At 70.0% G+C, this 22,965-nt stretch carries 21 protein-coding genes; 16 read left to right on the top strand and 5 right to left on the bottom strand.

The genetic code is table 11. The features are described 5' to 3' along the window. Positions 1-43 precede the first annotated feature (43 nt). The 4 genes from ACZ48Z_RS01845 to prcA all read left to right on the top strand — a co-directional run bounded on the left by ACZ48Z_RS01845 (position 44) and on the right by prcA (position 2,503). Entirely contained in the window at positions 44-262 is a 219-nt protein-coding gene (locus ACZ48Z_RS01845; RefSeq protein ID WP_007380863.1) for a ubiquitin-like protein Pup, read from the top strand. A gap of 24 nt (positions 263-286) precedes the next feature. Then, on the top strand, positions 287-889 hold the full coding sequence (locus tag ACZ48Z_RS01840; RefSeq protein ID WP_468733805.1) for an endonuclease VII domain-containing protein: 603 nt from the start codon (positions 287-289) through the stop codon (positions 887-889). Beyond that, positions 841-1,686, top strand: coding sequence for a proteasome subunit beta (gene prcB, locus ACZ48Z_RS01835; RefSeq protein ID WP_468733804.1), 846 nt, complete (start codon positions 841-843; stop codon positions 1,684-1,686). Before ACZ48Z_RS01840 ends, prcB begins: the two co-directional genes overlap by 49 nt. A gap of 61 nt (positions 1,687-1,747) precedes the next feature. Next, positions 1,748-2,503 carry a proteasome subunit alpha gene (gene prcA, locus ACZ48Z_RS01830; RefSeq protein ID WP_468733803.1) on the top strand — a complete coding sequence of 252 codons (756 nt, stop codon included), beginning with the start codon at positions 1,748-1,750 and terminating at the stop codon, positions 2,501-2,503. Positions 2,504-2,581: 78 nt separating this feature from the next. Here the strand turns inward: prcA and ACZ48Z_RS01825 are convergent, their stop codons facing one another. Continuing rightward, positions 2,582-3,598, bottom strand: a complete 1,017-nt coding sequence (locus tag ACZ48Z_RS01825; RefSeq protein WP_468733802.1) for a LacI family DNA-binding transcriptional regulator — start codon at positions 3,596-3,598, stop codon at positions 2,582-2,584. Between the two features lie 88 nt (positions 3,599-3,686). Between ACZ48Z_RS01825 and ACZ48Z_RS01820 the strand changes: the two genes are divergently transcribed. From ACZ48Z_RS01820 to ACZ48Z_RS01770, 11 genes are all read left to right on the top strand, one after another. Further along, positions 3,687-4,946 carry an MFS transporter gene (locus ACZ48Z_RS01820; RefSeq protein ID WP_468733801.1) on the top strand — a complete coding sequence of 420 codons (1,260 nt, stop codon included), beginning with the start codon at positions 3,687-3,689 and terminating at the stop codon, positions 4,944-4,946. A gap of 9 nt (positions 4,947-4,955) precedes the next feature. Next, on the top strand, positions 4,956-6,317 hold the full coding sequence (gene pafA / locus ACZ48Z_RS01815) for a Pup--protein ligase (protein WP_468733800.1): 1,362 nt from the start codon (positions 4,956-4,958) through the stop codon (positions 6,315-6,317). 127 nt (positions 6,318-6,444) lie between these two features. Then, complete coding sequence (locus ACZ48Z_RS01810; RefSeq protein WP_468733799.1) at positions 6,445-7,452, top strand: FKBP-type peptidyl-prolyl cis-trans isomerase; 1,008 nt, start codon at positions 6,445-6,447, stop codon at positions 7,450-7,452. 88 nt (positions 7,453-7,540) lie between these two features. Next, positions 7,541-7,912: an FKBP-type peptidyl-prolyl cis-trans isomerase gene (locus ACZ48Z_RS01805; protein ID WP_424881269.1), complete on the top strand. Its 372-nt coding sequence runs from the start codon at positions 7,541-7,543 to the stop codon at positions 7,910-7,912. Positions 7,913-8,100: 188 nt separating this feature from the next. Beyond that, positions 8,101-9,054, top strand: a complete 954-nt coding sequence (locus tag ACZ48Z_RS01800) for a helix-turn-helix transcriptional regulator (RefSeq protein WP_468733798.1) — start codon at positions 8,101-8,103, stop codon at positions 9,052-9,054. Between the two features lie 18 nt (positions 9,055-9,072). Next, positions 9,073-10,110, top strand: coding sequence for a helix-turn-helix transcriptional regulator (locus ACZ48Z_RS01795; RefSeq protein WP_468733797.1), 1,038 nt, complete (start codon positions 9,073-9,075; stop codon positions 10,108-10,110). Then, entirely contained in the window at positions 10,107-10,397 is a 291-nt protein-coding gene (locus tag ACZ48Z_RS01790) for a hypothetical protein (protein ID WP_028810250.1), read from the top strand. Before ACZ48Z_RS01795 ends, ACZ48Z_RS01790 begins: the two co-directional genes overlap by 4 nt. A gap of 10 nt (positions 10,398-10,407) precedes the next feature. Further along, complete coding sequence (locus ACZ48Z_RS01785) at positions 10,408-10,602, top strand: hypothetical protein (protein WP_468733796.1); 195 nt, start codon at positions 10,408-10,410, stop codon at positions 10,600-10,602. Positions 10,603-10,860: 258 nt separating this feature from the next. Next, on the top strand, positions 10,861-11,148 hold the full coding sequence (gene tatA, locus ACZ48Z_RS01780; protein ID WP_468733795.1) for a Sec-independent protein translocase subunit TatA: 288 nt from the start codon (positions 10,861-10,863) through the stop codon (positions 11,146-11,148). 48 nt (positions 11,149-11,196) lie between these two features. Continuing rightward, a complete protein-coding gene (gene tatC, locus ACZ48Z_RS01775) occupies positions 11,197-12,156 on the top strand; it encodes a twin-arginine translocase subunit TatC (protein ID WP_468733794.1) in 960 nt (319 codons plus the stop codon). A gap of 242 nt (positions 12,157-12,398) precedes the next feature. Continuing rightward, complete coding sequence (locus tag ACZ48Z_RS01770; protein WP_468733793.1) at positions 12,399-15,263, top strand: DEAD/DEAH box helicase; 2,865 nt, start codon at positions 12,399-12,401, stop codon at positions 15,261-15,263. Between the two features lie 95 nt (positions 15,264-15,358). Here the strand turns inward: ACZ48Z_RS01770 and atzF are convergent, their stop codons facing one another. The 4 genes from atzF to ACZ48Z_RS01750 are packed head-to-tail and all read right to left on the bottom strand — an operon-like array spanning position 15,359 to position 21,997. Next, positions 15,359-17,005, bottom strand: coding sequence for an allophanate hydrolase (atzF, locus tag ACZ48Z_RS01765; protein ID WP_468733792.1), 1,647 nt, complete (start codon positions 17,003-17,005; stop codon positions 15,359-15,361). A 14-nt stretch (positions 17,006-17,019) separates the two neighbouring features. Then, positions 17,020-20,541, bottom strand: a complete 3,522-nt coding sequence (locus tag ACZ48Z_RS01760; protein ID WP_468733791.1) for a 5-oxoprolinase/urea amidolyase family protein — start codon at positions 20,539-20,541, stop codon at positions 17,020-17,022. Then, positions 20,538-21,176 carry an urea amidolyase associated protein UAAP2 gene (locus tag ACZ48Z_RS01755; protein ID WP_468733790.1) on the bottom strand — a complete coding sequence of 213 codons (639 nt, stop codon included), beginning with the start codon at positions 21,174-21,176 and terminating at the stop codon, positions 20,538-20,540. Before ACZ48Z_RS01755 ends, ACZ48Z_RS01760 begins: the two co-directional genes overlap by 4 nt. Beyond that, the gene (locus ACZ48Z_RS01750; protein WP_468733789.1) at positions 21,173-21,997 is read right to left on the bottom strand and encodes an urea amidolyase associated protein UAAP1; all 825 of its coding nucleotides are present in this window, start codon (positions 21,995-21,997) and stop codon (positions 21,173-21,175) included. Before ACZ48Z_RS01750 ends, ACZ48Z_RS01755 begins: the two co-directional genes overlap by 4 nt. Before the next feature lie 301 nt (positions 21,998-22,298). On the opposite strand from ACZ48Z_RS01750, the gene ACZ48Z_RS01745 reads away from it, so the two are divergent. Then, positions 22,299-22,937, top strand: coding sequence for a TetR/AcrR family transcriptional regulator (locus ACZ48Z_RS01745; protein ID WP_468733788.1), 639 nt, complete (start codon positions 22,299-22,301; stop codon positions 22,935-22,937). Positions 22,938-22,965 lie beyond the last annotated feature (28 nt).

The raw sequence follows: 22,965 nt of genomic DNA, 5'->3' as shown, positions 1-22,965 counted from the left end.
TAGGGTCTGATCAAGAACGTCGAACCGAGCGGGGTGAGGGGTTATGGCGACCAAGGACACCGGCGGCGGACAGCAGAAGGCCACGCGCAACACCGAGGAGGTCGAGGAACAGACCGCGGAAACGCAGGGTTCCGAGGACCTCAAGGAGCGCCAGGAGAAGCTGAGCGACGACGTCGACTCGGTTCTGGACGAAATCGATGATGTGCTCGAAGAGAACGCAGAGGACTTCGTTCGAAGTTTCGTTCAGAAGGGCGGCGAGTAGCCTTCGAATTAAAGGCTTCGGGGGATGCTCGACCTGGAAAGTGAAGAAGTCGTGAGGCGCTGTTCGCGGTGCAAAGAGTGCAAGCCGCGAGCAGCCTTCGCGAGGAACAAGTCGATGCGTGACGGCTTGCAGGCCTACTGCCGTGCGTGCGCGGCTGCGTATCACCAGCAGAGGCAGGTGGCGAAGGGGTGCAACGTCCGGCCCAGGGTGGAGACGCCCGAAGGGCACAAGTACTGCCGCACCTGTGGTGAGACCAAACCGCACAGCGAGTGGACGCAAAACCGTAGCGCGTCGGATGGCCTGGCGACCCTCTGCAAGTCGTGCAAAGCGGTGCAGGGACGTGCAGGTCACCTGAAGCGCCACTACAACCTCACCGAAGCCGAACGTGACGAGATGGTCGCCTCTCAGATGGGGCTCTGCGTGATCTGTCTGAAGGCTCCGGCCGTTCATGTGGATCACTGCCACAAGACGGGTAGGGTCCGAGGCGTACTGTGCTTCAACTGTAATTCGGCCATCGGCAAGTTGGGAGACGATCCCGACGCCGTCCGTCGGGCCGCCGCTTACGTGGAAGGAATCGCGTGGAAGCCAACACTCGTAGCACCGGGCGTCTACCAGCTGCCTTCCTGACGCCTGGGTCGTCGTCCTTCATGGACTTCCTGTCCGAGCATCAGCCGGAGATGCTGCCGGGGAACCGGCAACTGCCGCCTATGCAGGGCGTGATCGAGGCGCCGCACGGGACGACCATCGTGGCCGTCACTTTCCCGGGCGGTGTGGTGCTCGCCGGTGACCGGCGGGCGACCATGGGGAACGTCATCGCGCAGCGGGACATCGAGAAGGTGTTCCCGGCCGACGAGTACTCGGCCGTCGGCATCGCCGGCACGGCGGGTCTGGCCGTGGAGATGGTGAAGCTGTTCCAGCTGGAGCTGGAGCACTTCGAGAAGGTCGAGGGCGCGCAGCTGTCGCTGGAGGGCAAGGCGAACCGGCTGTCGACCATGATCCGTTCGAATCTGGGCATGGCGATGCAGGGGCTGGCCGTGGTGCCGCTGTTCGCGGGGTATGACGTGGACCGGGGCAGGGGCAGGATCTTCTCCTACGACGTCACGGGCGGCCGTTCCGAGGAGCACCACTTCGCCGCGACCGGTTCCGGCTCGATCTTCGCGCGTGGTGCCATGAAGAAGTTCTTCCACGACGGTCTGAGTGAGGCCGAGGCCACGACCCTGGTCGTGCAGGCCCTGTACGACGCGGCTGACGACGACTCGGCGACCGGTGGTCCCGATGTCGCCCGCCGGATCTACCCGATCGTCACCGTGATCACCGAGGACGGTTTCCGCCGGCTCACCGACGATGAGTCGTCCGAGATCGCCCGTGCGATTCTCGCCCGTCGGCTGGAGCAGCCCGACGGTCCGCGGGCCGCGCTGCTGTAGCCGCTGGTCCGGTTCTTGCAAGGTGATCGCAGTGACTTCCACAGAAAGGGACGGATAACCGGTGTCGACGCCGTTCTATGTTTCCCCTCAGCAGGCGATGGCCGACCGGGCCGAGTACGCCCGCAAGGGCATCGCTCGTGGTCGCAGCCTGGTCGTGCTGCAGTATGCCGACGGCATCGTGTTCGTCGGTGAGAATCCGTCCCGCGCGCTGCACAAGTTCAGCGAGATCTATGACCGGATCGGCTTCGCGGCCGCCGGTAAGTACAACGAGTACGAGAACCTGCGGATCGGCGGTGTGCGGTACGCCGACCTTCGTGGGTACACCTACGACCGTGACGACGTGACCGCGCGTGGTCTGGCCAACGTCTATGCGCAGACGCTGGGCACGATCTTCTCCTCGGCCGGTGAGAAGCCGTACGAGGTGGAGCTGGTGGTGGCCGAGGTCGGTGACACGCCGGACGGGGATCAGATCTACCGGTTGCCGCACGACGGTTCGATCGTGGACGAGCACGGTTCGGTGGCGGTGGGCGGCAACGCCGAGCAGATCAGCACCTATCTGGACCAGCGTCATCAGGACGGTGTGAGTCTGGCCGAGGCGTTGAAGCTTGCGGTGCAGGCATTGTCCCGGGACACGAACGGCAGTGAGCGGGAGATTCCCGCGGAGCGCCTGGAGGTCGCGGTGCTGGACCGTACGCGTCCGCAGCAGCGCAAGTTCAAGCGGATCGTGGGCCGTCAGCTCGGTCGTCTGCTGGAGGAGGGTGGCGCGACCACGGAGGCGGAGAGTGCGCAGGAGGCGGAGGACTCCGAGGAGGAGTAGTCCTGCCGGTCCCGTGTGTTCTTCCTGACCATCACCCCTTCTGTGCCCCGGTCTCCTCAGGCCGGGGCACAGGGCGTTTCAGGGGGCTCCAGGAGGGGCTGTGGAGCCCCGTACGACCAACTCGACGGGGATGTCCCCTGCTTGGGGTGTGCGGCCCTCCAGGACGGCCAGCAGGGCCTTCATGCCGCGTTCGCCGAAGAGTTCGGCGTCCAGTCGTACGGTCGTCAGTTCGGGGTCGAGGGCGGTGGCGAGGGCGAGGTCGTCCAGGCCGGTGACGGAGATGTCGTCGGGGACGCGCAGGCCGAGTCGTCGTACGGCCTTGTAGGCGCCGGCGGCGAGTTTGTCGTCGTCGCAGACCAGGGCGGTGGGGCGGGGGCCGGGGGAGGAGAGGGCGGCCTGGGCGGCGGTCAGGGCGCCGTCGATCGAGATGGGCGCGTGGACGGTGCGGACGGTGGTGCCGGGGACGGTGGCGAGTTGTGCGGCCAGTTCGCGCGCGCGTACTTCGAAGGTCCAGGAGGGTACGTCGGCCGCGAGGTGCAGGTAGTGGCGGTGGCCGAGGCCGAGGAGGTGGCCGGCGACCTGGCGGACGCCGTCGGCGATGTCGAGGTTGACGGTGGCGGCGCCGAGGCTGCCCGAGGGGTCGCTGTCGAGCATGACCAGGGGGAGTTGGTCGCCGCGGATGGCGGTGAGGGCGTCGGCGGCCATGGAGGAGGCGATGACGCCGTCGAGGGCGGCCTGGGCGGAGGCGAAGGGGTCGCGGGCGGGGCCGATGCCTTCGGGGGAGGGGTACAGGACGACGCCGAAGCCGTGGTCGGCGGCGACGCGTGCGGCGCCGGTGTAGACGCCTGCGAAGAACTCGGTGGTGAGTGCCGGGACGACCAGGAGGACGGTGCGGGTGTGGCCGAGGCGGAGGTTGCGGGCGGCCAGGTTGGGCCGGTAGCCGAGGTCGCGTGCGGCTTCGCGGACGCGTTCGGCGGTGGTCTCGGAGACCCGGCCGCGCCATTTGTCGCCCAGGACGAGTGAGACGGCGGCCTGGGACACCCCGGCGGCCTGTGCGACGTCTCGGCTGGTCGGGCGCGTACTGCTGGGTGCCACCGTGGACCTGCTCTTTCGTCTGGACCTGCGGACAGCGCACATGGTACGTATGGGGGAGGACGTTATACGTATTACTTGGAGGCGGGACATGGCCGCGGGATACCTGGAGATCCTCAGGGAACGGCACGCGGTCCGCCTGCTGACGGGCACGCTGGTGGGTCGGTTGCCCAACGCGACCGCGGCGATCGCCCTGGTGCTCTTCGTCCGGGCGGCAGGGGGCACGTACAGCCTGGCGGGCGCTCTCGCGGCGGTCTACGGCGTCGCCAACGCCGTCGGACAGCCCGTCCTCGGCCGCCTGGTGGACCTGTACGGACAGCCGCGGGTCCAGCTGCCCGCCGCGGTTCTGTCCGCGCTGGCCATGACGGGCTTCGCCTTCACCGGCACCGACCCGCTTCCGCTCGCCTACGCGTGCGTGGCGGCCGCCGGTCTGTTCACCCCGCCCCTGGAGGGCGGCCTGCGGGCCCTGTGGCCCTCGGTGCTGCGCCGGGAGGACCAGGTGCACCGGGCGTACGCGCTGGACGCCGTGGCGCAGGAAGTCATGTTCACCGTCGGCCCGTTGCTGGTGACCCTGTGCGTGTCGCTGTGGTCGGAGCGGGCGGCCCTGCTGGTGCTGAACGCCGTGGGGGTGATCGGCGCCCTCTCCGTGGTCGTGTCGCCGCCCTCGCGCGCGTGGCGCTCCGCACCGCGTGAGGCGCACTGGCTCGGCGCGCTGCGCTCGCGCGGACTGCTGGCCCTGCTGGGCGCGTTCCTGTTCGTGGGGATCGCGCTGGGGTCCATCACGGTCGCCTCCGTGCCGTACGCGGACGAGCACGGCGGGGACGCGGTGTACGGCTGGCTGATGGCCGGTATCGGTCTGGGGGCGCTCCTGGGCGGCCTGGTGTACGGGGCGCGGCAGTGGGCCGGTGAGCCCGCGCGGCGACTGCAGGTGCTGGTGGGCTTCCTGGCGGTGTGTTACGTGCCGCTGACGCTGATGCCGGGCGCGGTCGCGATGACGCTGCTGGCGGTGCTCGCGGGTGTGTTCCTGGCGCCGGTCATCGCGTGTGCCTTCGTCCTGGTCGACCGGCACGCTCCGGCCGGGACGGTCACCGAGGCCTTCTCGTGGCTCGTGACGACGTTCACCGTGGGGGCGTCCGTCGGAACGGGGCTCGCGGGCCCGGTCGTCGAGCGGGGCGGGGCCCTGTGGGGCTTCGCCGTGCCGGGTGTCGCGGGGGGTGTGTCGCTGCTGGTCCTGCTGGTCACGGGAAGCGTCCTCACAGCTCCCGTGGGGCGGGCGGTTGTTGCGGCTTCATCGGAAAATGATCCAAACCGTGCTGCCGAACCCCGTTTCAGCTCGGGGGATCGGGCGTAATGTTCAGTCATGGACCGCCGCATTTTCGGGCTGGAGAACGAGTACGGCGTCACGTGTACGTTCAGGGGACAGCGCCGGCTGTCTCCCGACGAGGTGGCGCGGTACCTCTTCCGCCGTGTCGTGTCATGGGGCCGCAGCAGCAATGTCTTTCTGCGAAACGGCGCCCGTCTCTATCTCGATGTCGGGTCACATCCGGAATACGCGACACCCGAATGTGACAACGTGACCGAACTGGTCACGCACGACAAAGCAGGCGAGCGCATTCTCGAAGGACTCCTGGTGGACGCCGAACGACGCCTGCACGAGGAAGGAATCGCGGGCGACGTCTACCTCTTCAAGAACAACACGGACTCGGCCGGGAACTCCTACGGCTGCCACGAGAACTATCTCGTCGCGCGCCACGGGGAGTTCTCCCGGCTCGCGGACATTCTCATCCCGTTCCTGGTCACCAGGCAGCTTCTCTGCGGCGCCGGCAAGGTGTTGCAGACCCCGCGGGGCGCGGTGTACTGCGTCAGTCAGCGGGCCGAGCACATCTGGGAGGGCGTCTCCTCGGCGACGACCCGCTCCCGGCCGATCATCAACACCCGCGACGAACCGCACGCGGACGCCGAGCGCTACCGCCGACTGCATGTGATCGTGGGCGACTCGAACATGTCCGAGACGACCATGCTGCTCAAGGTCGGCGCGACCGACCTGGTGCTGCGCATGATCGAGGCGGGCACCGTGATGCGCGACCTGACCCTGGAGAACCCGATCCGGGCGATCCGCGAGGTCAGCCATGACATCACGGGCCGGCGCAAGGTGCGTCTGGCCAGTGGCCGCGAGGCCTCCGCGCTGGAGGTGCAGCGCGAGTACTACGAGAAGGCCGTGGACTTCGTCGAGCGGCGTGGCATCCGTACAGGCACCGTCGACCAGGTTCTGGAGCTGTGGGGCCGGGTGCTGGACTCGATCGAGGCCGAGGACCTCGACCGGATCGGTACCGAGATCGACTGGGTGATGAAGTACAAGCTCATCGAGCGGTACCGGGCCAAGCACAACATGACCATGTCCAATCCGCGGGTCGCGCAGATAGACCTCGCGTATCACGACATCCACCGCCGTCGCGGTCTCTACTACCTTCTGGAGAGGAAGGGTCAAGTCGCCCGTATCTGCAACGACTTGAAGATCTTCGAAGGCAAGTCGGTTCCGCCGCAGACGACTCGGGCCCGGTTGCGCGGTGACTTCATCCGCAGGGCGCAGGAACAGCGCCGGGACTTCACCGTCGACTGGGTTCACCTCAAGCTCAACGACCAGGCCCAGCGCACGGTGTTGTGCAAGGACCCGTTCCGTTCGGTCGACGACCGGGTCGAGAAACTGATCGCCGGAATGTGATCGAAGCGTTCCGCTTCACGGCCGGAACGCAACACGGGCGCCGTACGTTTCCCGTACGGCGCCCTTCGCACGCCGTAGAGTTGCGCGCACGCCATCCACAAGATCGACCGATTACGAGGCTTCCACCGTGCGCCGACGCTCACTGCTCATTGCCGTACCCGCAGGACTTGCCACACTCGCCGCGTGCGGTGACGACAAGTCCGACTCGAGTAAGGCGAGCGACAGTGCGTCGCCCTCGGCTTCGACGTCCGGCACCCCGGCGCCGCCTCCGCCGAAGGTCGTCGACGGGCCGCTGCCGGCGATCACGGCGGGCACGAAGCTCGGTGAGAAGCCGACCGTCGCCAAGGGCAGCGGCACCCCGTCCGACCAGCTCGCGGTCAAGACGGTCATCGCGGGCAACGGCACCACGGTCGCCGAGGGTGACTACATCCAGGCCCACTACCTCGGTCAGATCTACGCCACGGCGAAGGTCTTCGACAATTCCTACGACCGCAAGACGCCGTTGGTCATCCAGCTCGCGCCGAACAGCATCATCGACGGCTGGCGGTACGCCCTGCCGGGCAAGAAGGCCGGCAGCCGCGTCCAGTTCTCCATCCCGCCCACGTGGGGGTACGGCAAGGAGGGCAACGCGCAGGCGGGCATCAAGGGCACCGACACGCTGGTGTTCGTCGTCGACATCCAGGACACGTTCAACGCGAAGAGCTCCGCCAAGGGCAAGAGCGTCGCGCAGAGCGACGCGAAGCTGCCCAAGGTCGGCACGAACACCGACGGCAAGGCTCCCTCCATCGAGATCCCCAAGGGGGACGCGCCCGCCAAGCTGGTGTCGGAGTACGTCATCGAGGGCGACGGCGACGAGGTGGCGGCCGACAGCACCCTGCTCGTGCAGTACAAGGGCGTGGTGTGGGATTCCGGCAAGGAGTTCGACTCGACGTACGGCCGCAAGCAGCTGGCGTCGTTCTCGCTCCAGCAGGTCGTCAAGGGCTGGGCGCAGGGCCTGACCGGCAAGAAGGTCGGCAGCCGGGTGCTCATCTCGATCCCGCCGAAGCTGGGTTACGCCGACAACCCGCCGGCCGGCAGCGGTATCGAGAAGGACTCCACGCTGGTCTTCACCGTGGACATCCTGGCCAAGATGTGACGCACGGGGGACATGCGCGAAGGTCCCCGCGGCAGGGATGTAAGACTGGCCCCTGTTGCCTTTCCGTGAACAAGCAGGAGCGAGTGACGTGAGCATCGACAAGCCCGAGATCGACTTCCCGGGCGGCGAGCCCCCGGCGGACCTGGAGATCAAGGACATCTGGGAGGGCGACGGCGAGGTCGCGCAGGCCGGCCAGACCGTCACCGTCCACTACGTGGGCGTCTCCTTCAGCACCGGTGAGGAGTTCGACGCCAGCTGGAACCGCGGTCAGCCGTTCCGCTTCCCGCTGGGCGGCGGCCGGGTCATCAAGGGCTGGGACCAGGGCGTGCAGGGCATGAAGGTCGGCGGCCGTCGCCAGCTGACCATCCCCGCCCACCTCGCCTACGGCAACCAGAGCCCGACTCCGGCGATCAAGCCCGGGGAGACCCTGATCTTCGTGGTCGACCTGCTCGGCGTCTGATCGTCGTACCGGAGTCGTCGCAGAAGTCATAAGAGATCGCGTCGCTGTCGGATCGTCGTACGGCATCCGACCGGATTCGATCAACCGGGGTCCATGCCTGTCCGGGCATGGGCCCTCGGCTTTTGCCTTGCTCCTTCGGGGCGGTACGGTCATCGTCCGGAAGCACCATAGGGAGGCGAAGGGCGTCGATGGCCATTGCCAAGGCCGAGCGGCTGATGAACCTGGCGCTGTGTCTGCTCGGGACGCGACGGCCGCTGAGCAAGCGCGAGCTCCGTGAGTCCATCGAGGCCTACCTGGAAGCGAATTCCGACGACTCCTTCAACCGGATGTTCGAGCGCGACAAGGACGATCTGCGCGAACTGGGGCTCGTGATCGAGACCGTTGAGAACCTCGACGGCGAAGTCGGTTATCTCGCCCGCCGGGACAGCAACCGGCTGCCGGCCATCACCCTCGATGCCGAGGAGGCCGCCGCCCTGGGGCTGGCCGCCAAGGTGTGGCAGCAGGCCCGGCTGGCCGGTGCCGCCAGTGGTGCTCTGCAGAAGCTGCGCGCGGCGGGGCTGCCCGAGGACGTCGACCCGTACGGGGCGCATAGCGCCCTGGAGCCGCGGATCCCGGTGCACGAGGCGTCGTTCGAACCGTTGATGCTGGCCTGCCGGGACCGCCGCCCGGTCGTCTTCGACTACCGCAAGGCCACCGCCGTCCGTCCCGAGCCCCGCCATGTCGAGCCGTGGGCGCTGGAGTGCTGGCGCGGGCACTGGTACCTGGCCGGTTTCGACCGGGACCGGGGCGCCGAGCGGGTGTTCCGGCTCTCCCGGATCACCGGGAAGGTGCGTTCGCGCGGCGGGCGCTTCACGGTCCCGGTCCCCGATGTGGTGACCGTCCGTGAGACCGTCGCGAGCTGGGCGGGCGAGACCGCCGACCGCAGCGCGCGGATCAGGCTGCGCACCGACGCCGGATACCCGCTGCGGGCGAAGGCCACCTCGGTACGGGAACTGGGCGACGGCTGGGACGAGTTGGAGATTCCGTACGGCCACGGCCTGGACGCCTGGCTGGTGGAGTTCGGCCCTGACGTGGTGGTCCTGGAGCCCGCCGAGCTGCGGGCCGACGTGGTTGACCGGCTGCGTGCCGTGGCCAAGGGCTGAGGGGGAGCGGAAGACAACGTGGCAGGAAAACCGGTCAGGCCCACGAACGCCATCGACCAGACCCGGCGGATGCTCTCGCTGGTGACCTATCTGAAGGAGCGTCCCGGAGCCCGGGTCGAGGACGTCGCCCGGGCCTTCGGGATCACCGAGGACGAGCTGGTCTCCGACCTCGACGTGCTGCCCATGTGCGGCACCAGCTTCCGCGGCGGAGATCTGCTCGACATCGACACCGACGGCGAGCGGATCTGGTGGCACAACCCCGACGACGTGGCGGAGCCGCTCAGGCTCGCCGCCGACGAGGCGACCGCGCTGCTGGTGGCCGCCCGCGCGGTGTCCACCCTGCCCGGCCTCCGGGAGAGCGACCGGCAGGCGCTGCTGCGGGCCACCGCCAAGGTGGAGACGGCGGCCGGCGAGAACGCGGGCGCCAGCGCCCGGCTGTCGGTGACCTTCGAGTCCGAGGGCGGTGTCTTCGCGGACGTCGACCGGGCCATCTCCGAGCGGCGCCGCCTGTGGATCCGCTACTATTCGCCCGCCCGCGACGAGGTCACCGAACGCGAGATCGACCCGATCCGCCTGGTCAGCGTCGGCCACACCTATGTGGAGGCCTGGTGCCGCCGCTCCGAGGCGCGCCGCACCTTCAGGCTCGACCGGGTCGCCGAGATCAAGATCCTCGACGAACCGTCCGCGCCGCCCGAGATCGAGCTCAGGGACCTGTCAGAGGGACTCGTGCAGCCCGCCGCCGAGGATCCCGAGGTGGTCGTCGAGGTGGGGCCGGGGGGCCGCTGGGTCGCGGAGTACTACCCGCACGACAGTGCGGATGAGCTTTCCGACGGCGGGCTGCGTATTACCCTCCGCACCCCCGAGCCGGCGTCGCTGAGGCGGCTGGCGCTCCGGCTCGGCCGCGACGGCCGGATCGTCTCGCCGCCGGACCTCGCCGACAGCGCGCGCCTGGCGGCCCGCGAGGCACTGGCCGCGTACGACGGTGTCGAGGCGCAGGAGCCCCCGGGGGCCCCGGTGCAGGACGGTCGGCACGACAGGCAGGAGCAGGAGCTTTGAGCGAGTCGGCGACCTCTGGTGCGGGCATGACGGTGGCCGCCGCCTTCGCGGGGATGAGGAGTGCGGCTCCGGTGACCTTCAAGGCGGGCTGCCCGGACTGCCGGGAGCGGTTCGAGCTGGCCGCGAGCGCCCTGCGCCTGGCCATCGGCGCGAGCAGCCGCACCACCTTCTACTCCTTCACCTGCCCCGAGTGCGGCGCGGCCGTCCGCAAGCCCGCGGGGGAGCGGATCGTGGAGCTGCTGACGGGCGGCGGGGTCCGGACCCTGCGGCTGCACTCCACCCTCTAGGCTCGGTCCCATGTTCTGGCCGATGTTCGCGGTAGCTGTGGGTTTCGTGGGTCTCGTCGTCCTCGGCGTGCTCGCCGTCCGGGTCTTTCTGGAGGCACAGCGCCTCGGAAGGCAGGTCACGGACTCCGCGCGGCGCATCAACCGGGCCGCTGAGGACCTGGAGCGGGCGGCGGTGAGCACGGCGCGTTCCGCGGACTCGCTGTGAGGACGGCTGAGAGTTGGGTGTGAGTAGCGGGGCGGATGCGTTTTGCGCCACTTCGCCCTGTCACCCCGGCCAGGTCGGCAGGTACGCTGCTCGTCGCGGTCCGGATAACGAGGCCCGGTCGCGGACCGGGAGTACGCACAGGGATTGCCAGGCGTTCACCCCTGAGCGTTACGATCGCTGTCAGCACGACTGATCGGACGCATGTCCGACCGGTCGGACAGCACCCCACAAGCCGCCTCGGTGAGAAGGTAAAGACTTATGTTCGGAAGGCTCGGCGCCCCCGAGATCATTCTCATCCTCGTCGTCGTCATCCTGCTGTTCGGCGCGAAGAAGCTTCCCGACATGGCGCGCTCGCTCGGCAAGTCCGCTCGCATCCTCAAGAGCGAGGCCAAGGCGATGAAGGAAGAGGGCGGCAGCACGGCCACTCCGGCCGGCCCGCCCAACAACGACGAGCAGAACCCGGCTCAGCGCACCATCCAGGCCGCTCCCGGCGACGTGACGAGCTCGCGCCCGGTCACCGAGCCGACGGACACGACCAAGCGCTGACGCGGGGCCGGAGCTCTCCGGCCCGCCCGCACGAGATGGGAACGTGGGTTGCTCAAGTCTGCCCGCAAAGAGGAGAGGGATCCCGAGGGGCGGATGCCTCTCGCGGATCACCTTCGTGAGCTCCGCAACCGGCTCGCGAAGGCCCTGCTGGCCATCGTCATCGTGACGGTCGTCGCCGCCTTCTTCTACAACGACATCATCAACTTCCTGACGAAGCCGATTCTGGACTCGATCGGTTGCAGCAAGAGCTTCGCGGAACTCGCGAGGACGTCGGCGAGCGAGAGCACTGAGAAGTGCGCCCGGATCACCATCAACGGCCTGCTCGCGCCGTTCACCCTGGCCCTCCAGGTCTCGCTGACGGCGGGTATCGTCCTGGCCTCGCCGATCTGGCTGTACCAGCTCTGGGCGTTCGTCGCCCCGGGCCTGCACCGGCACGAGAAGAAGTACGCGTACGCGTTCGTCTTCACCGGCGCCCCCCTGTTCATGTGCGGTGCCTACTTCGCGTACGCGGTGCTCCCGACCACCGCGAAGGTGCTGATCGACTTCACACCGAACGGCAGCATCGACAACCAGCTGCCGCTCGACGATCTGCTGCAACTCGTCACGCGCATGGTGATCGTCTTCGGTCTCTCCTTCGAGCTGCCGCTGCTGCTGGTCTTCCTCAACCTCACCGGGATGATCACCGGCAAGCGAATGCTCGGCTGGTGGCGCGGCATGATCATGGGCATCACGGTGTTCGCCGCCGTCGCGACGCCGAGCACGGACCCGCTGAGCATGCTCGCACTGGCCGGCCCGATCTGGGTCCTGTACTTCTGCGCGGTGGCCTTCTCCCTGGTCAACGACAGGCGTCGACGACGTCGCGACGCCGAGGGGCCCGCCGACGACGAGGCCTCCGACCTTGACCTCACCCCCGACGACATCGGCGAGATCGAGACCGTCTCCGCGAGCCGGGCCCTGCCCGAACAGTCGGGCACGGACCGGGTCAACGGCTACGACGACGTGACCTGACGAGCGGGACACAGCTCCTGGGATCGCTCCCGTGACCTGAGGGAGTGCCCACTTCGTCACCCCCACCGCGGGCCGCGGCCGGGGCGCCCGAGCGGCGCGGCCGGCCGCTTGCGCGTTTCGGGCCGCTTGCGCGGACTGCCCGCCGTGGCCTGAGGGCCGTTCTGCCCCCGGGACGGATCGTCGATCCGTGAGGGGCCGTTGATCTGCGTGAAGAGCAGGTTTCGCGGAAGTCGATCCGGATAATGATCGTCCTGTTGTCAGTGGCGCCCGGTACGCTCGAAAGCACGATGACAGAGGACCTCTCACCGGCCGAGCGGTACGCGGCAGCCCGCTTGCGGGCAGCCGAGCAGGCCACCTCGCTCGCGGGCTTCCGCGAGATGTACGACTTCGGTCTCGATCCCTTCCAGATCGAGGCGTGCAAGGCTCTCGAAGCGGGCAAGGGCGTGCTGGTGGCCGCCCCCACCGGCTCCGGCAAGACGATCGTCGGCGAGTTCGCCGTCCACCTCGCCCTCCAGCAGGGCAAGAAGTGCTTCTACACCACCCCCATCAAGGCGCTGTCGAACCAGAAGTACGCCGACCTGAGCCGCCGTTACGGCGCGGACAAGGTCGGCCTGCTCACCGGTGACAACAGCGTCAACTCCGACGCCCCCGTGGTCGTGATGACCACCGAGGTACTGCGGAACATGCTGTACGCGGGCTCGCAGACCCTCCTCGGCCTCGGATACGTGGTGATGGACGAGGTGCACTACCTCTCCGACCGCTTCCGGGGCGCCGTATGGGAAGAGGTGATCATCCACCTCCCCGAGTCGGTGACCCTGGTGTCGCTGTCGGCGACCGTGTCCAACGCCGAGGAGTTCGGCGACTGGCTCGACACCGTCCGCGGCGACACCCAGGTGATCGTCTCCGAGCACCGGCCCGTGCCGCTGTTCCAGCACGTGCTCGCCGGGCGGCGGATGTACGACCTGTTCGAGGAGGGCGAGGGCAACAAGAAGGCCGTCAACCCCGACCTCGCGCGGCTGGCCCGGATGGAGGCGCAGCGGCCGTCGTTCCAGGACCGCAGACGCGGCCGGGCGATGCGCGAGGCCGACCGTGAGCGTGAGCGGCGGCAGCGGTCGAAAGTGTGGACGCCGAGCCGGCCCGAGGTCATCGAGCGGCTGGACGCCGAAGGGCTGCTGCCCGCCATCACGTTCATCTTCAGCCGCGCCGCCTGCGAGGCGGCCGTCCAGCAGTGCCTGCACGCGGGACTGCGGCTGAACGACGACGAGGCCCGCGGCAAGGTGCGCGAACTCGTCGAACAGCGCACCTCGTCGATCCCGACCGAGGACCTCCACGTACTCGGGTACTACGAGTGGCTGGAGGGCCTGGAGCGCGGCATCGCGGCGCACCACGCGGGCATGCTGCCGACCTTCAAGGAGGTCGTCGAGGAACTGTTCGTGCGCGGCCTGGTGAAGGCCGTGTTCGCGACCGAGACCCTCGCGCTGGGCATCAACATGCCCGCCCGCTCGGTGGTGCTGGAGAAGCTCGTCAAGTGGAACGGCGAACAGCACGCCGACATCACCCCCGGCGAGTACACGCAGCTGACGGGGCGCGCGGGCCGACGGGGCATCGACATCGAAGGGCACGCCGTCGTGCTCTGGCAGCGCGGAAGCAGCCCCGAGCACCTCGCGGGGCTGGCCGGCACGCGCACGTACCCGCTGCGCTCCAGCTTCAAGCCGTCGTACAACATGGCGGTCAACCTGGTCGAGCAGTTCGGCCGGCACCGCTCGCGCGAACTGCTGGAGACGTCCTTCGCACAGTTCCAGGCCGACAAGTCGGTCGTCGGTATCTCGCGGCAGGTGCAGCGCAACGAGGAGGGACTGGACGGCTACAAGGAGTCCATGACCTGCCACCTCGGCGACTTCGAGGACTACGCGCGGCTGCGGCGCGAGCTCAAGGACCGTGAGACGGAACTGGCCCGGCAGGGAGTGTCGGAGCGGCGGGCCGAGGCGGCCGTCGCGCTGGAGAAGCTCAAGCCGGGTGACGTCATCCATGTGCCGACGGGCAAGTACGCTGGTCTCGCACTGGTGCTGGACCCGGGGCTGCCCGCGGGGCGGTCCAACGGCCACCGGGGCTTCGAGCAGCACGACGGCCCCAGGCCCCTGGTGCTGACCGCCGAGCGGCAGGTCAAGCGGCTCGCCTCGATGGACTTCCCGGTGCCGGTCGAGGCGTTGGAGCGGATGCGGATCCCGAAGTCCTTCAACCCGCGCTCACCGCAGTCCCGTCGGGACCTGGCCTCCGCTCTGCGTACCAAGGCGGGGCACATTCCTCCGGAGCGGGCCCGTAAGAAGCGGGCCCAGGCGGCCGACGACCGGGAGATCGCCCGGCTGCGGACGGCGATCCGTGCCCACCCCTGCCATGGGTGCAACGACCGGGAGGACCACGCCCGTTGGGCCGAGCGGTATCACCGGCTGATGCGGGACACCTCGCAGCTGGAGCGGCGTATCGAGGGCCGGACGAACACCATCGCCCGCACCTTCGACCGGATCGTCGCGCTGCTGACCGAGCTGGACTATCTGCGCGGCGACGAGGTCACCGAGCACGGTAAGCGGCTGGCCCGGCTGTACGGCGAGCTCGATCTGCTGGCCAGCGAATGCCTGCGGGAGGGCGTCTGGGAGGGGCTTTCCCCCGCCGAACTGGCCGCGTGCGTGTCGGCGTTGGTGTACGAGGCCCGGGTGGGCGACGACGCCATGGCGCCCAAGGTGCCGTCCGGCAAGGCGAAGGCCTCGCTCGGTGAGATGGTGCGGATCTGGGGCCGGCTGGACGCCCTGGAGGAGGACTTCCGGATCAGCCAGACCGAGGGAGTCGGACAGCGGGAGCCGGATCTGGGGTTCGCCTGGGCCGCGTACATGTGGGCCAACGGCAAGGGGCTCGACGAGGTGCTGCGGGAGGCGGAGATGCCTGCCGGGGACTTCGTACGGTGGTGCAAGCAGGTGATCGACGTCCTGGGGCAGATCTCGGCGGCGGCTCCCGTGTCGGGGGGTGACGGGTCTTCGTCCGTCGCGAAGAACGCGCGGAAGGCCGTTGATCTGTTGCTGCGGGGGGTTGTGGCCTACTCGTCGGTGGGGTGACGGGTGTGGAGGCGGGGGCGGGTTCGTCGTGGCAGGTCGCGCCCACGCGGCGGAGCCGCATATCGATGCAGCCCCGCGCCCCTGGGTGGGTTGCACTACTCGGCGTGCAGATAAGGGCGCCAGCCTCCGTGTGACGTGATGTCCTCGGCTTCATCGAGTGCGCTTGGTTCGCACAAGAAGCCAGGGACCCTGGTGCCGTCTGCCAGTTCCACGCTGCCCAGGGTCATCGGACGGGGAAGCGCCGTCAGGAGACGGCCCAGGCCCTGCGCCGGCAGGCGCCACACCTCCGCCTCGATCTCCGCGCCGCCCTCGCCGACGTGGACCAGGCCCGGCTTCGGCGGGTCGGTCCGCAGGGCGTGCAGGCGGTAGACCGGGGCCGTGGTCGTCGTACGGTCCAGGCGGGCGCCCAGGGCCAGGAGTTGGGGGTTCAGGGGCTGGCCCGTGAGGTGGGCGCCCACCACCGCCAGCCGGGTCTCCGGCTGGAGCAGGCCCGCGATCCTCGCCAGCCGTTCATCGCTGTGTGCCGGGCCGATCAGCATCACGCCGAAGGGGAGGCCGTTCACCTCGCCGGCCGGGACCGCGACCGCGGCCAGGTCGAAGAGGTTCGTGGAGTTGGTGAAGCGGCCCAGGCGGGCGTTGGCGCCCAGGGGGTCGGCGGCGACGTCGGCGAGGGTGGGGTGGCCGGGGGCCGTGGGGAGCAGAAGGGCGTCCGCGTCGGCCAGCTCGGTCAGGGCACGGGTGCGCAGGGCGGCCAGGCGGTCCAGGTCGGCGTAGAGCTGGTGGGCCGGGAGGTCACGGGCCCGGGTGATGATGGCGGCGACCGTGGGGTCCAGGTTCTGGTCCCCTTCAGCTGTCGCCTTGTCGACAAAGGCCCCCACGGCTGTGTAGCGCTCGGCCACGAACGCGCCCTCGTAGAGCATCGCCGCCGCCTCGGTGAAGGGCGTGAGGTCGAGTTCGCGCAGCGAGGCGCCGGCTGCCGTCAGGTGCGCCACCGCTCGGTCGTACGCGTCCGCCCAGCCCTCGTCCAGTTCGCCCAGCTGCTCGCGCGGGGCGATCGCGATCCGCCAGGGGCCGGGGCGGCGGCCGGGAAGGGCCGGGGCCGTGCCCGTCGTCATGTGGGACAGCGCCTGTTCGGCCTCCGGGAGGGTGCGGGCGAAGACCGTCACGCAGTCGATCGAGGCGCAGGCCGGGACGACTCCGGCCGTGGGGACCAGGCCGCGGGTGGGCTTGAGGCCGACGATGCCGTTGAAGGCGGCCGGGACCCGGCCCGAGCCCGCCGTGTCGGTGCCGAGGGCGAAGTCGACGATGCCCAGGGCCACGGCGACCGCCGAGCCGGAGCTGGAACCGCCGCTCACCCGCTCGGGGTCGTGGGCGTTGCGGACCGCGCCGTGCGGGGAGCGGGTGCCGACCAGGCCCGTCGCGAACTGGTCCAGGTTCGTGGTGCCGAGCACGATCGCGCCGGCCGCGCGCAGACGGGCGACGACCGGGGCATCGGCCTCGGGGTGATAGGCGTACGACGGACAGCCCGCCGTGGTGGGCAGGCCGGCCACGTCGATGTTGCCCTTGGCGGCGAACAGGCGCCCGGCAAGGGGGAGCTGCTCTCCCTTTTCGAGTCGCTCGTCGATCGCCCGGGCCTCCCGCTCGACCTCTTCCCGCGGGCGCAGGTCGATCCAGATCTCGGGGCGGTCCACGGCCTCGACGCGATCGTAGGCGGCGCGGACCCGGGTGACGGTGGTGGACATGTCCTGTTCCTCTTTCACTGTGCGGGCGGGGCCAGGACGAGCAGTGCCGTCCCCGCCTCCACCTGATCGCCGGGCCTGGCCAGGATCTCCGCGACCACGCCGGCCGTCGGCGCGTGCACCCTGGACTCCATCTTCATCGCCTCCAGGGCGAGGAGCGGCTGGCCGGCCGTCACCTCGTCGCCCGGCTCGACGTTCAACTGCCATACGGAGGCGGCGAATTCGGCCTCGATCAGGCGACCGCCCGGCGGGACGGCCACCTCGGCCGGGGTGGCGGACGGCGCGGACACCGCGTCGGCGCGGGCGAACTCTCCCGCCGCCTCCCACGCGTCCCGCTCCTGGGAGAAGGCGGCCTGCTGGCGCACCCTGAACTCCGCGATGGACTCGGCGTGTTCGGCGAGGAAGCCCTCGTACTCGGCGAGCGAGAAGGTGCCCTCCTCGATGCGGGGCACGAAACGGCCGGAGGTGATGTCGGCGCGCAACTGCAGCAGTTCGTCCGCGTCCACCGGATACCACTTGATGCGGTCGAAGAAGCGCAGCAGCCAGGGCGAGCCCGGCTCGAACGCGCCGCGCTGCTGCCAGCCCGACCACACCTGGGTCGTACGGCCGACGAACTGGTAGCCGCCGGGGCCCTCCATGCCGTAGACGCAGAGGTAGGCCCCGCCGATGCCGACGGAGTTCTCGGCCGTCCAGGTGCGGGCCGGGTTGTACTTGGTGGTCACCAGGCGGTGCCGCGGGTCCAGCGGGGTGGCGACCGGGGCGCCCAGGTACACATCGCCCAGGCCGAGCACGAGGTACTCGGCGTCGAACACCGTGCGGTAGACGTCGTCCACGGAATCCAGGCCGTTGACCCGGCGGATGAACTCGATGTTCCACGGGCACCAGGGCGCGTCGTCGCGGACGCCCGCCATGTAGCGGGCGATCGCCTCGCGGGTGGCCGGGTCGTCCCAGGAGAGGGGGAGGTGGACCGTGCGGGAGGGCACGACCAGTTCGTCGGACGGGGGGAGCGAGGAGGTGATCTCCCTTACGACGGCGAGGAGTTCGTGTTGCGCAAGGCGGCCGGGGTCCGTCTGGATCTGGAGGGAGCGGATGCCGGGGGTGAGGTCGGTGATGCCGTCCGGGCCCTGCTCGGCCACCGCCTCCATCAGCGCGTGGACGCGCATGCGCAGCGCCAGGTCGAGCTGCATGGACCCGAATTCGACCAGCAGGTTGTCGTCGCCGCTGCGCCGGTACGTCACGTCCCCGTCGCGGGCGAGGATGCCGCCGTCCACGATGGCCGGGCGGGGCTCGCCCGAGGTGTCCACCGGCACGAAGCGCACGGTGTCACCCGGGCGCAGTTGGCCCAGTTTCCAGCGTTCGGTACTGATCACGGTCGCCGGGCACACGAAGCCGCCCAGCGAAGGGCCGTCCGGTCCGAGCAGCACAGGCATGTCGCCCGTGTAGTCGACGGCGCCGACCGAATAGGGCGTGTCGTGGATGTTGGACGGGTGCAGGCCGGCCTCGCCGCCGTCGGTGCGCGCCCAGCGGGGCTTCGGGCCGACCAGGCGGACGCCGGTACGGGCCGAGTTGAAGTGGACCTTCCAGTCGGCGGCGTAGAAGTCGCGGATGTCGTCCTCGGTGAAGAACTCCGGTGCGGCGTGCGGGCCTTCGACGGCGCCGATGTGCCAGGTGGAGGTGAAGGAGGGGCGGGTGCCGGAGGGGCGGTCCGCCACGGCCGTCCCCTCGGCCCGGCGGCCTCCGTGCAGCACGTCCCCGGTGCGCAGCGCCCGTCCGCCGTGTCCACCGAAGCGGCCCAGCGTGAAGGTGCTCGCGCTGCCGAGGAAGGCCGGGACGTCGAGGCCGTCCGCGAAGAGGACGTAGGTCCGCAGGCCGTGCTCGGCGGGTGCGCCGACCTCCAGGACACCGCCTGCGGGCACGGTCACCGGCTCCCACTGCGCGACCGGAGTGCCGTCCACGGTGACCGCGGCCGGGGCGCCCGTGACACAGACCGTCGTGGGGTGGGAGAACCTCAACGACGGTCCCTGCAGGGTGCATTCGAGGCCGGGGGCGCCCTCGGGGTTGGCCAGCGCCGCGTTGCCGAGCCGGAAGGAACGGTCGTCCATCGGCCCGCACGGGGGCACGCCGACCTGCCAGTAGCCGGTGCGGCCGGGCCAGTCCTGCACGGTGGTGAGGGTGCCGGCGGCCACCACCTCGATACGGGGGGTCGGGTCGGTCACCTCGTCGAGCGTCGCCGTGGAGTGGGTGGCCGTCGTGAAGTCGGAGTGCGTGAGCGCCGCCCGCACCAGGCCCAGGTTGGTCTCGATGCCGTCGACGCGCGTGCGGGCCAGGGCCTCGTCCAGCCGCTGGAGCGCGTGGGCGCGGTCGGGGCCGTACGCGATGACCTTGGCGAGCATCGGGTCGTACGACGTCGTCACCTCGGTACCGGTCTCCACCCAGCCGTCGACCCGCACCCCGGTGGGGAACTCGACCCGGGTCAACAGGCCCGCGCTGGGCCGGTGTTCACGGGTGGGGTCCTCGGCGTAGAGGCGGGCCTCGACGGCGTGGCCGCGCGGGGCGCCGGGCTCGCGCACGACCTCCCGCTCGCCCCGGGCCAGGCGGAGCATCCAGGCGACCAGGTCGACGCCGTAGATCTCCTCGGTGACCGGGTGCTCCACCTGGAGGCGGGTGTTGACCTCCAGGAAGTAGGCCTCCTCGCGGGCGTCGTCGTACACGAACTCGACGGTCCCGGCGGATCGGTAGCCGACCGAGGCGCACAAGTCACGTGCACTGTCGGCGAGTTGTGCGCGTATGCGGGCGGGCAGGCCCGGTGCGGGTGCCTCCTCCAGGACCTTCTGGTTGCGGCGCTGCAGGGAGCAGTCGCGGTCGCCGAAGGTGACGACACGGCCCTCGCCGTCGCCGAAGACCTGCACCTCGACATGGCGGGCGTGCTCGACGAGCCGTTCCAGGAAGACGCCCGCGGTGGAGAAGGAGGCGGCGGCGACGCGCTGCACCCGGTCCCAGGCGTCGGTCAGTTCGTCGGCGGAGCGGCAGGCCGACATTCCGATGCCGCCGCCACCGCCGGTGGCCTTGAGCATGACCGGATAGCCGACGTCCGCCGCCGCTTCGAGGGCCGCATCGAGCGAGGGCAGCAGTCCCGTCCCCGGCGCGAGGGGCACCCCGGCCGCCTGAGCCGCGGCCCGTGCCGTGTGCTTCGCGCCGAAGAGCTCCAGCTGGTCGGGGGTGGGGCCGACGAACACGATCCCGGCGTCCTCGCAGCGACGGGCGAAGGCCGCGTCCTCGGACAGGAAGCCGTAGCCGGGGTGGATGGCGCCCGCGCCCGTGTCCTTGGCCGCCTTCAGGACCAGGTCGGTGTCGAGGTACGACTCCTTCGCGGGCGCCGGGCCGAGACGTACGGCCGTGTCGGCGAGGCGGACGTGCGGGGCGGCCCGGTCGGCGTCGGAGTACACCGCGACCGTGCGCAGACCGAGTTCACGGGCTGTGCGGATGATCCGGACCGCTATCTCGCCCCGGTTGGCGACCAGCAGGGTGTCGAAGGTCATGCCACGGCCCCGATCGTCGTCTCCGCGGCTCCGATGGTCATCTCCACGGCAGTCGGGTCGAAGCCGTTGCAGGGGTTGTTGATCTGGGGGCAGTTGGAGACCAGGACGAGGACGTCCCGCTCGGCGCGCAGGACCAGGGAGAGACCCGGGGCGGACAGGCCGTCGACGATGCCGAGGGTGCCGTCCTTCTCGACCGGGACGTTCATGTACCAGTTGATGTTGGAGACGAGGTCGCGCTTGCCGAGGCCGTGCTTCGCGCCCTCGGCGAGGAAGTTGTCCACACAGGCGTGCTGCGAGAAGGTGTGATGGCCGTAGCGCAGGGTGTTCGACTCCTTGGAGCAGGCGCCGCCGACCGTGTCGTGGCGGCCCACGTCGTCGGCGGTGACCGTCATCAGCGGGGTGTGCTCGTTGGACATCAGCACGCTGCCCGTGGTGAGGAAGATGCCGCCCTGCGCGTGGATGGTGTCGGGGGCGCTGTAGCGGACCGACGTGTCGTGGGCGTCGTAGACCAGGAAGTCGACGGCCTGGTTGCCGTGCAGGTCGGTGATGGTGAGCGTCTCGCCCTCGCGGAGGACGGCGGACCAGGCGGCGCGGGCCGGAACCACCGTCTTCGTGTGCGTCCCTTCGAGCTTCATGCGTGTCCCTTCGAGGCGAGGAAGTCGGCGGTGTTGAGGAAGGCGCGGCGGCCCTCGGGTCCTGCCTCCCAGAGGGGGTCGCCGGCGTGGGTGGGTCCAGCGCGCCAGGCGAGCACCTCAAGCGGGGTGCTGACGTATGCGGGGCGGGGGTCCGCCGGGTGCGGGACGTTCGCGATCAGTACGGTCACGTCCTGCTCGGCGCGCAGGGTGACGCTGGCGCCCGGCCCCGCCGAGCCGGTGAAGTCGAGGGAGCCGTCCTCGTCGATCCGCACGCCCTGGAAGAAGGAGAGGGACGGCGGGAGGTCGCGGGGTTCGAGGCCGTTCTTCGCGGCCGCCAGTTTGAAGAGCTCGCGGCCGGCGGGGGAGGGGCTCTGGGGAGTGCCGTCGCCGTAGCGCTCGGTGTTGCGCACGAGGGTGGAGGTGCCGCACAGGGCGTCGTGGCGCCCCGAGGTGTCGGCGACGACGCTCGCGAGGACGCGGCCCTGGTCGGACAGGAGCAGCTGGTTCTCACCGAGGTAGGCGTTCCACTGGACCTTGACCGTGTCGGCGACGTTCAGACGCTCCCAGGGGCGGCCCTCGGCGAACAGGAGCAGGTGGGCGCAGGCGTCTCCGCGCAGGTCGGTGAGGCGGAGCTCGGTGCCGCGGGCGAGGACGCGGTGGGTGTAGTTGCCGCCCGCGACGGTCTCCGCCCACACCAGGTGGCCCGCCTCACAGGGCGGGTCCGGCCAGTCGCCGGCCGGGACGACGGACATGGCCTCGGCACGGGTGCCCTCCTGGGCCCGTGCGTGGTCGCGGGCTCCGTACGTGGTCTGTGTCGCCATGGCGGACCTCCGGCTCCGGGGTTATTTCTGTCGCTTGACAGAAATTAGGCGCCGGGTGGGTCGGAGGGGTTGCCCGGGTGTTGCCGGTCGGTTACCGGGGGCTCACGGGGGTGGGGGTGGTGGCGGGTGCAGGGCCTTGGTGGGCGTTCTGGGTGCGGGGTGCGGGGTGCGGGGTGCGGGGAGGTGGGGGTGTCTGCGTGTCCGTATGTCCGCGTGTCCGCGTGTCTCTGTGGTGGCTGTTCGGGAGCGCGTAGATCTTCCGGAGCCTCCCGTGTGCACTCCATGTGCGAGGATCGAACGCATGGGTACGACACGTGGTGCGGAGTCCGGTCGGAGGGTCGGCCGGCCCCGGGCTGCCCGGCGGCCGGACAGCGGACTGGCGCCTCGTGAGGAACTCCTCGTCGCAGCGGCCGAGTTGTTCACCACCCTTGGATACGCCGCCACCAGCACCCGGGCCGTCGCCGAGCGCGCGGGCATGCGGCAGGCCTCCATGTACCACTACGTCTCCGGCAAGGAGGAACTCCTCGCCGAACTCCTGGAGTCCACCGTCACGCCCTCGCTCGCATACGCCCGTGAGCTGCTCGCCGACGACACGGTCCCGGCGGAGAGCCGGCTGTGGGAGCTGTGCCGCGCGGACGCCGAGGTGCTGTGCGACGGGCCGCACAACCTCGGCGGCCTCTATCTGCTGCCCGAGGTACGTGCGGAACGGTTCGCGGGCTTCCATGCCGTGCGTGCCGAACTCAAGGACGCCTACCGGCAGTTGCTCGCCGCCACGGCCGCGGGTGGCGCACTCGCCAAGAGCGAGCTCGATCTCCGCACCGACCTGCTGTTCGGCCTGATCGAGAGCGTCATCCTCGTCCACCGCTCCGACCCCGACCGCACCGTCTCCGTGTTCGCGGAGGCGACGGCGGACGCGGCGCTGCGTATCGCCGGGGCCTGAGCCGGGGTTCGCGTCGCGAGCGGGTCGG

The organism is Streptomyces sp. NPDC031225 (assembly GCF_055570355.1).
This window is presented reverse-complemented; position numbering and strand designations above follow the sequence as displayed.

Excerpts from the sequence above, each read along its gene's own strand:
- ACZ48Z_RS01745 (WP_468733788.1), top strand. The coding sequence starts at position 22,299 with ATGGGTACGACACGTGGTGCGGAGTCCGGTCGGAGGGTCGGCCGGCCC.
- atzF (WP_468733792.1), bottom strand. The coding sequence starts at position 17,005 with ATGTCCACCACCGTCACCCGGGTCCGCGCCGCCTACGATCGCGTCGAG.
- pafA (WP_468733800.1), top strand. The coding sequence starts at position 4,956 with ATGGACCGCCGCATTTTCGGGCTGGAGAACGAGTACGGCGTCACGTGT.
- ACZ48Z_RS01845 (WP_007380863.1), top strand. The coding sequence starts at position 44 with ATGGCGACCAAGGACACCGGCGGCGGACAGCAGAAGGCCACGCGCAAC.
- ACZ48Z_RS01800 (WP_468733798.1), top strand. The coding sequence starts at position 8,101 with ATGGCCATTGCCAAGGCCGAGCGGCTGATGAACCTGGCGCTGTGTCTG.
- ACZ48Z_RS01750 (WP_468733789.1), bottom strand. The coding sequence starts at position 21,997 with ATGGCGACACAGACCACGTACGGAGCCCGCGACCACGCACGGGCCCAG.
- ACZ48Z_RS01785 (WP_468733796.1), top strand. The coding sequence starts at position 10,408 with ATGTTCTGGCCGATGTTCGCGGTAGCTGTGGGTTTCGTGGGTCTCGTC.
- ACZ48Z_RS01760 (WP_468733791.1), bottom strand. The coding sequence starts at position 20,541 with ATGACCTTCGACACCCTGCTGGTCGCCAACCGGGGCGAGATAGCGGTC.
- ACZ48Z_RS01770 (WP_468733793.1), top strand. The coding sequence starts at position 12,399 with ATGATCGTCCTGTTGTCAGTGGCGCCCGGTACGCTCGAAAGCACGATG.
- ACZ48Z_RS01820 (WP_468733801.1), top strand. The coding sequence starts at position 3,687 with ATGGCCGCGGGATACCTGGAGATCCTCAGGGAACGGCACGCGGTCCGC.
- ACZ48Z_RS01755 (WP_468733790.1), bottom strand. The coding sequence starts at position 21,176 with ATGAAGCTCGAAGGGACGCACACGAAGACGGTGGTTCCGGCCCGCGCC.
- ACZ48Z_RS01840 (WP_468733805.1), top strand. The coding sequence starts at position 287 with ATGCTCGACCTGGAAAGTGAAGAAGTCGTGAGGCGCTGTTCGCGGTGC.
- tatA (WP_468733795.1), top strand. The coding sequence starts at position 10,861 with ATGTTCGGAAGGCTCGGCGCCCCCGAGATCATTCTCATCCTCGTCGTC.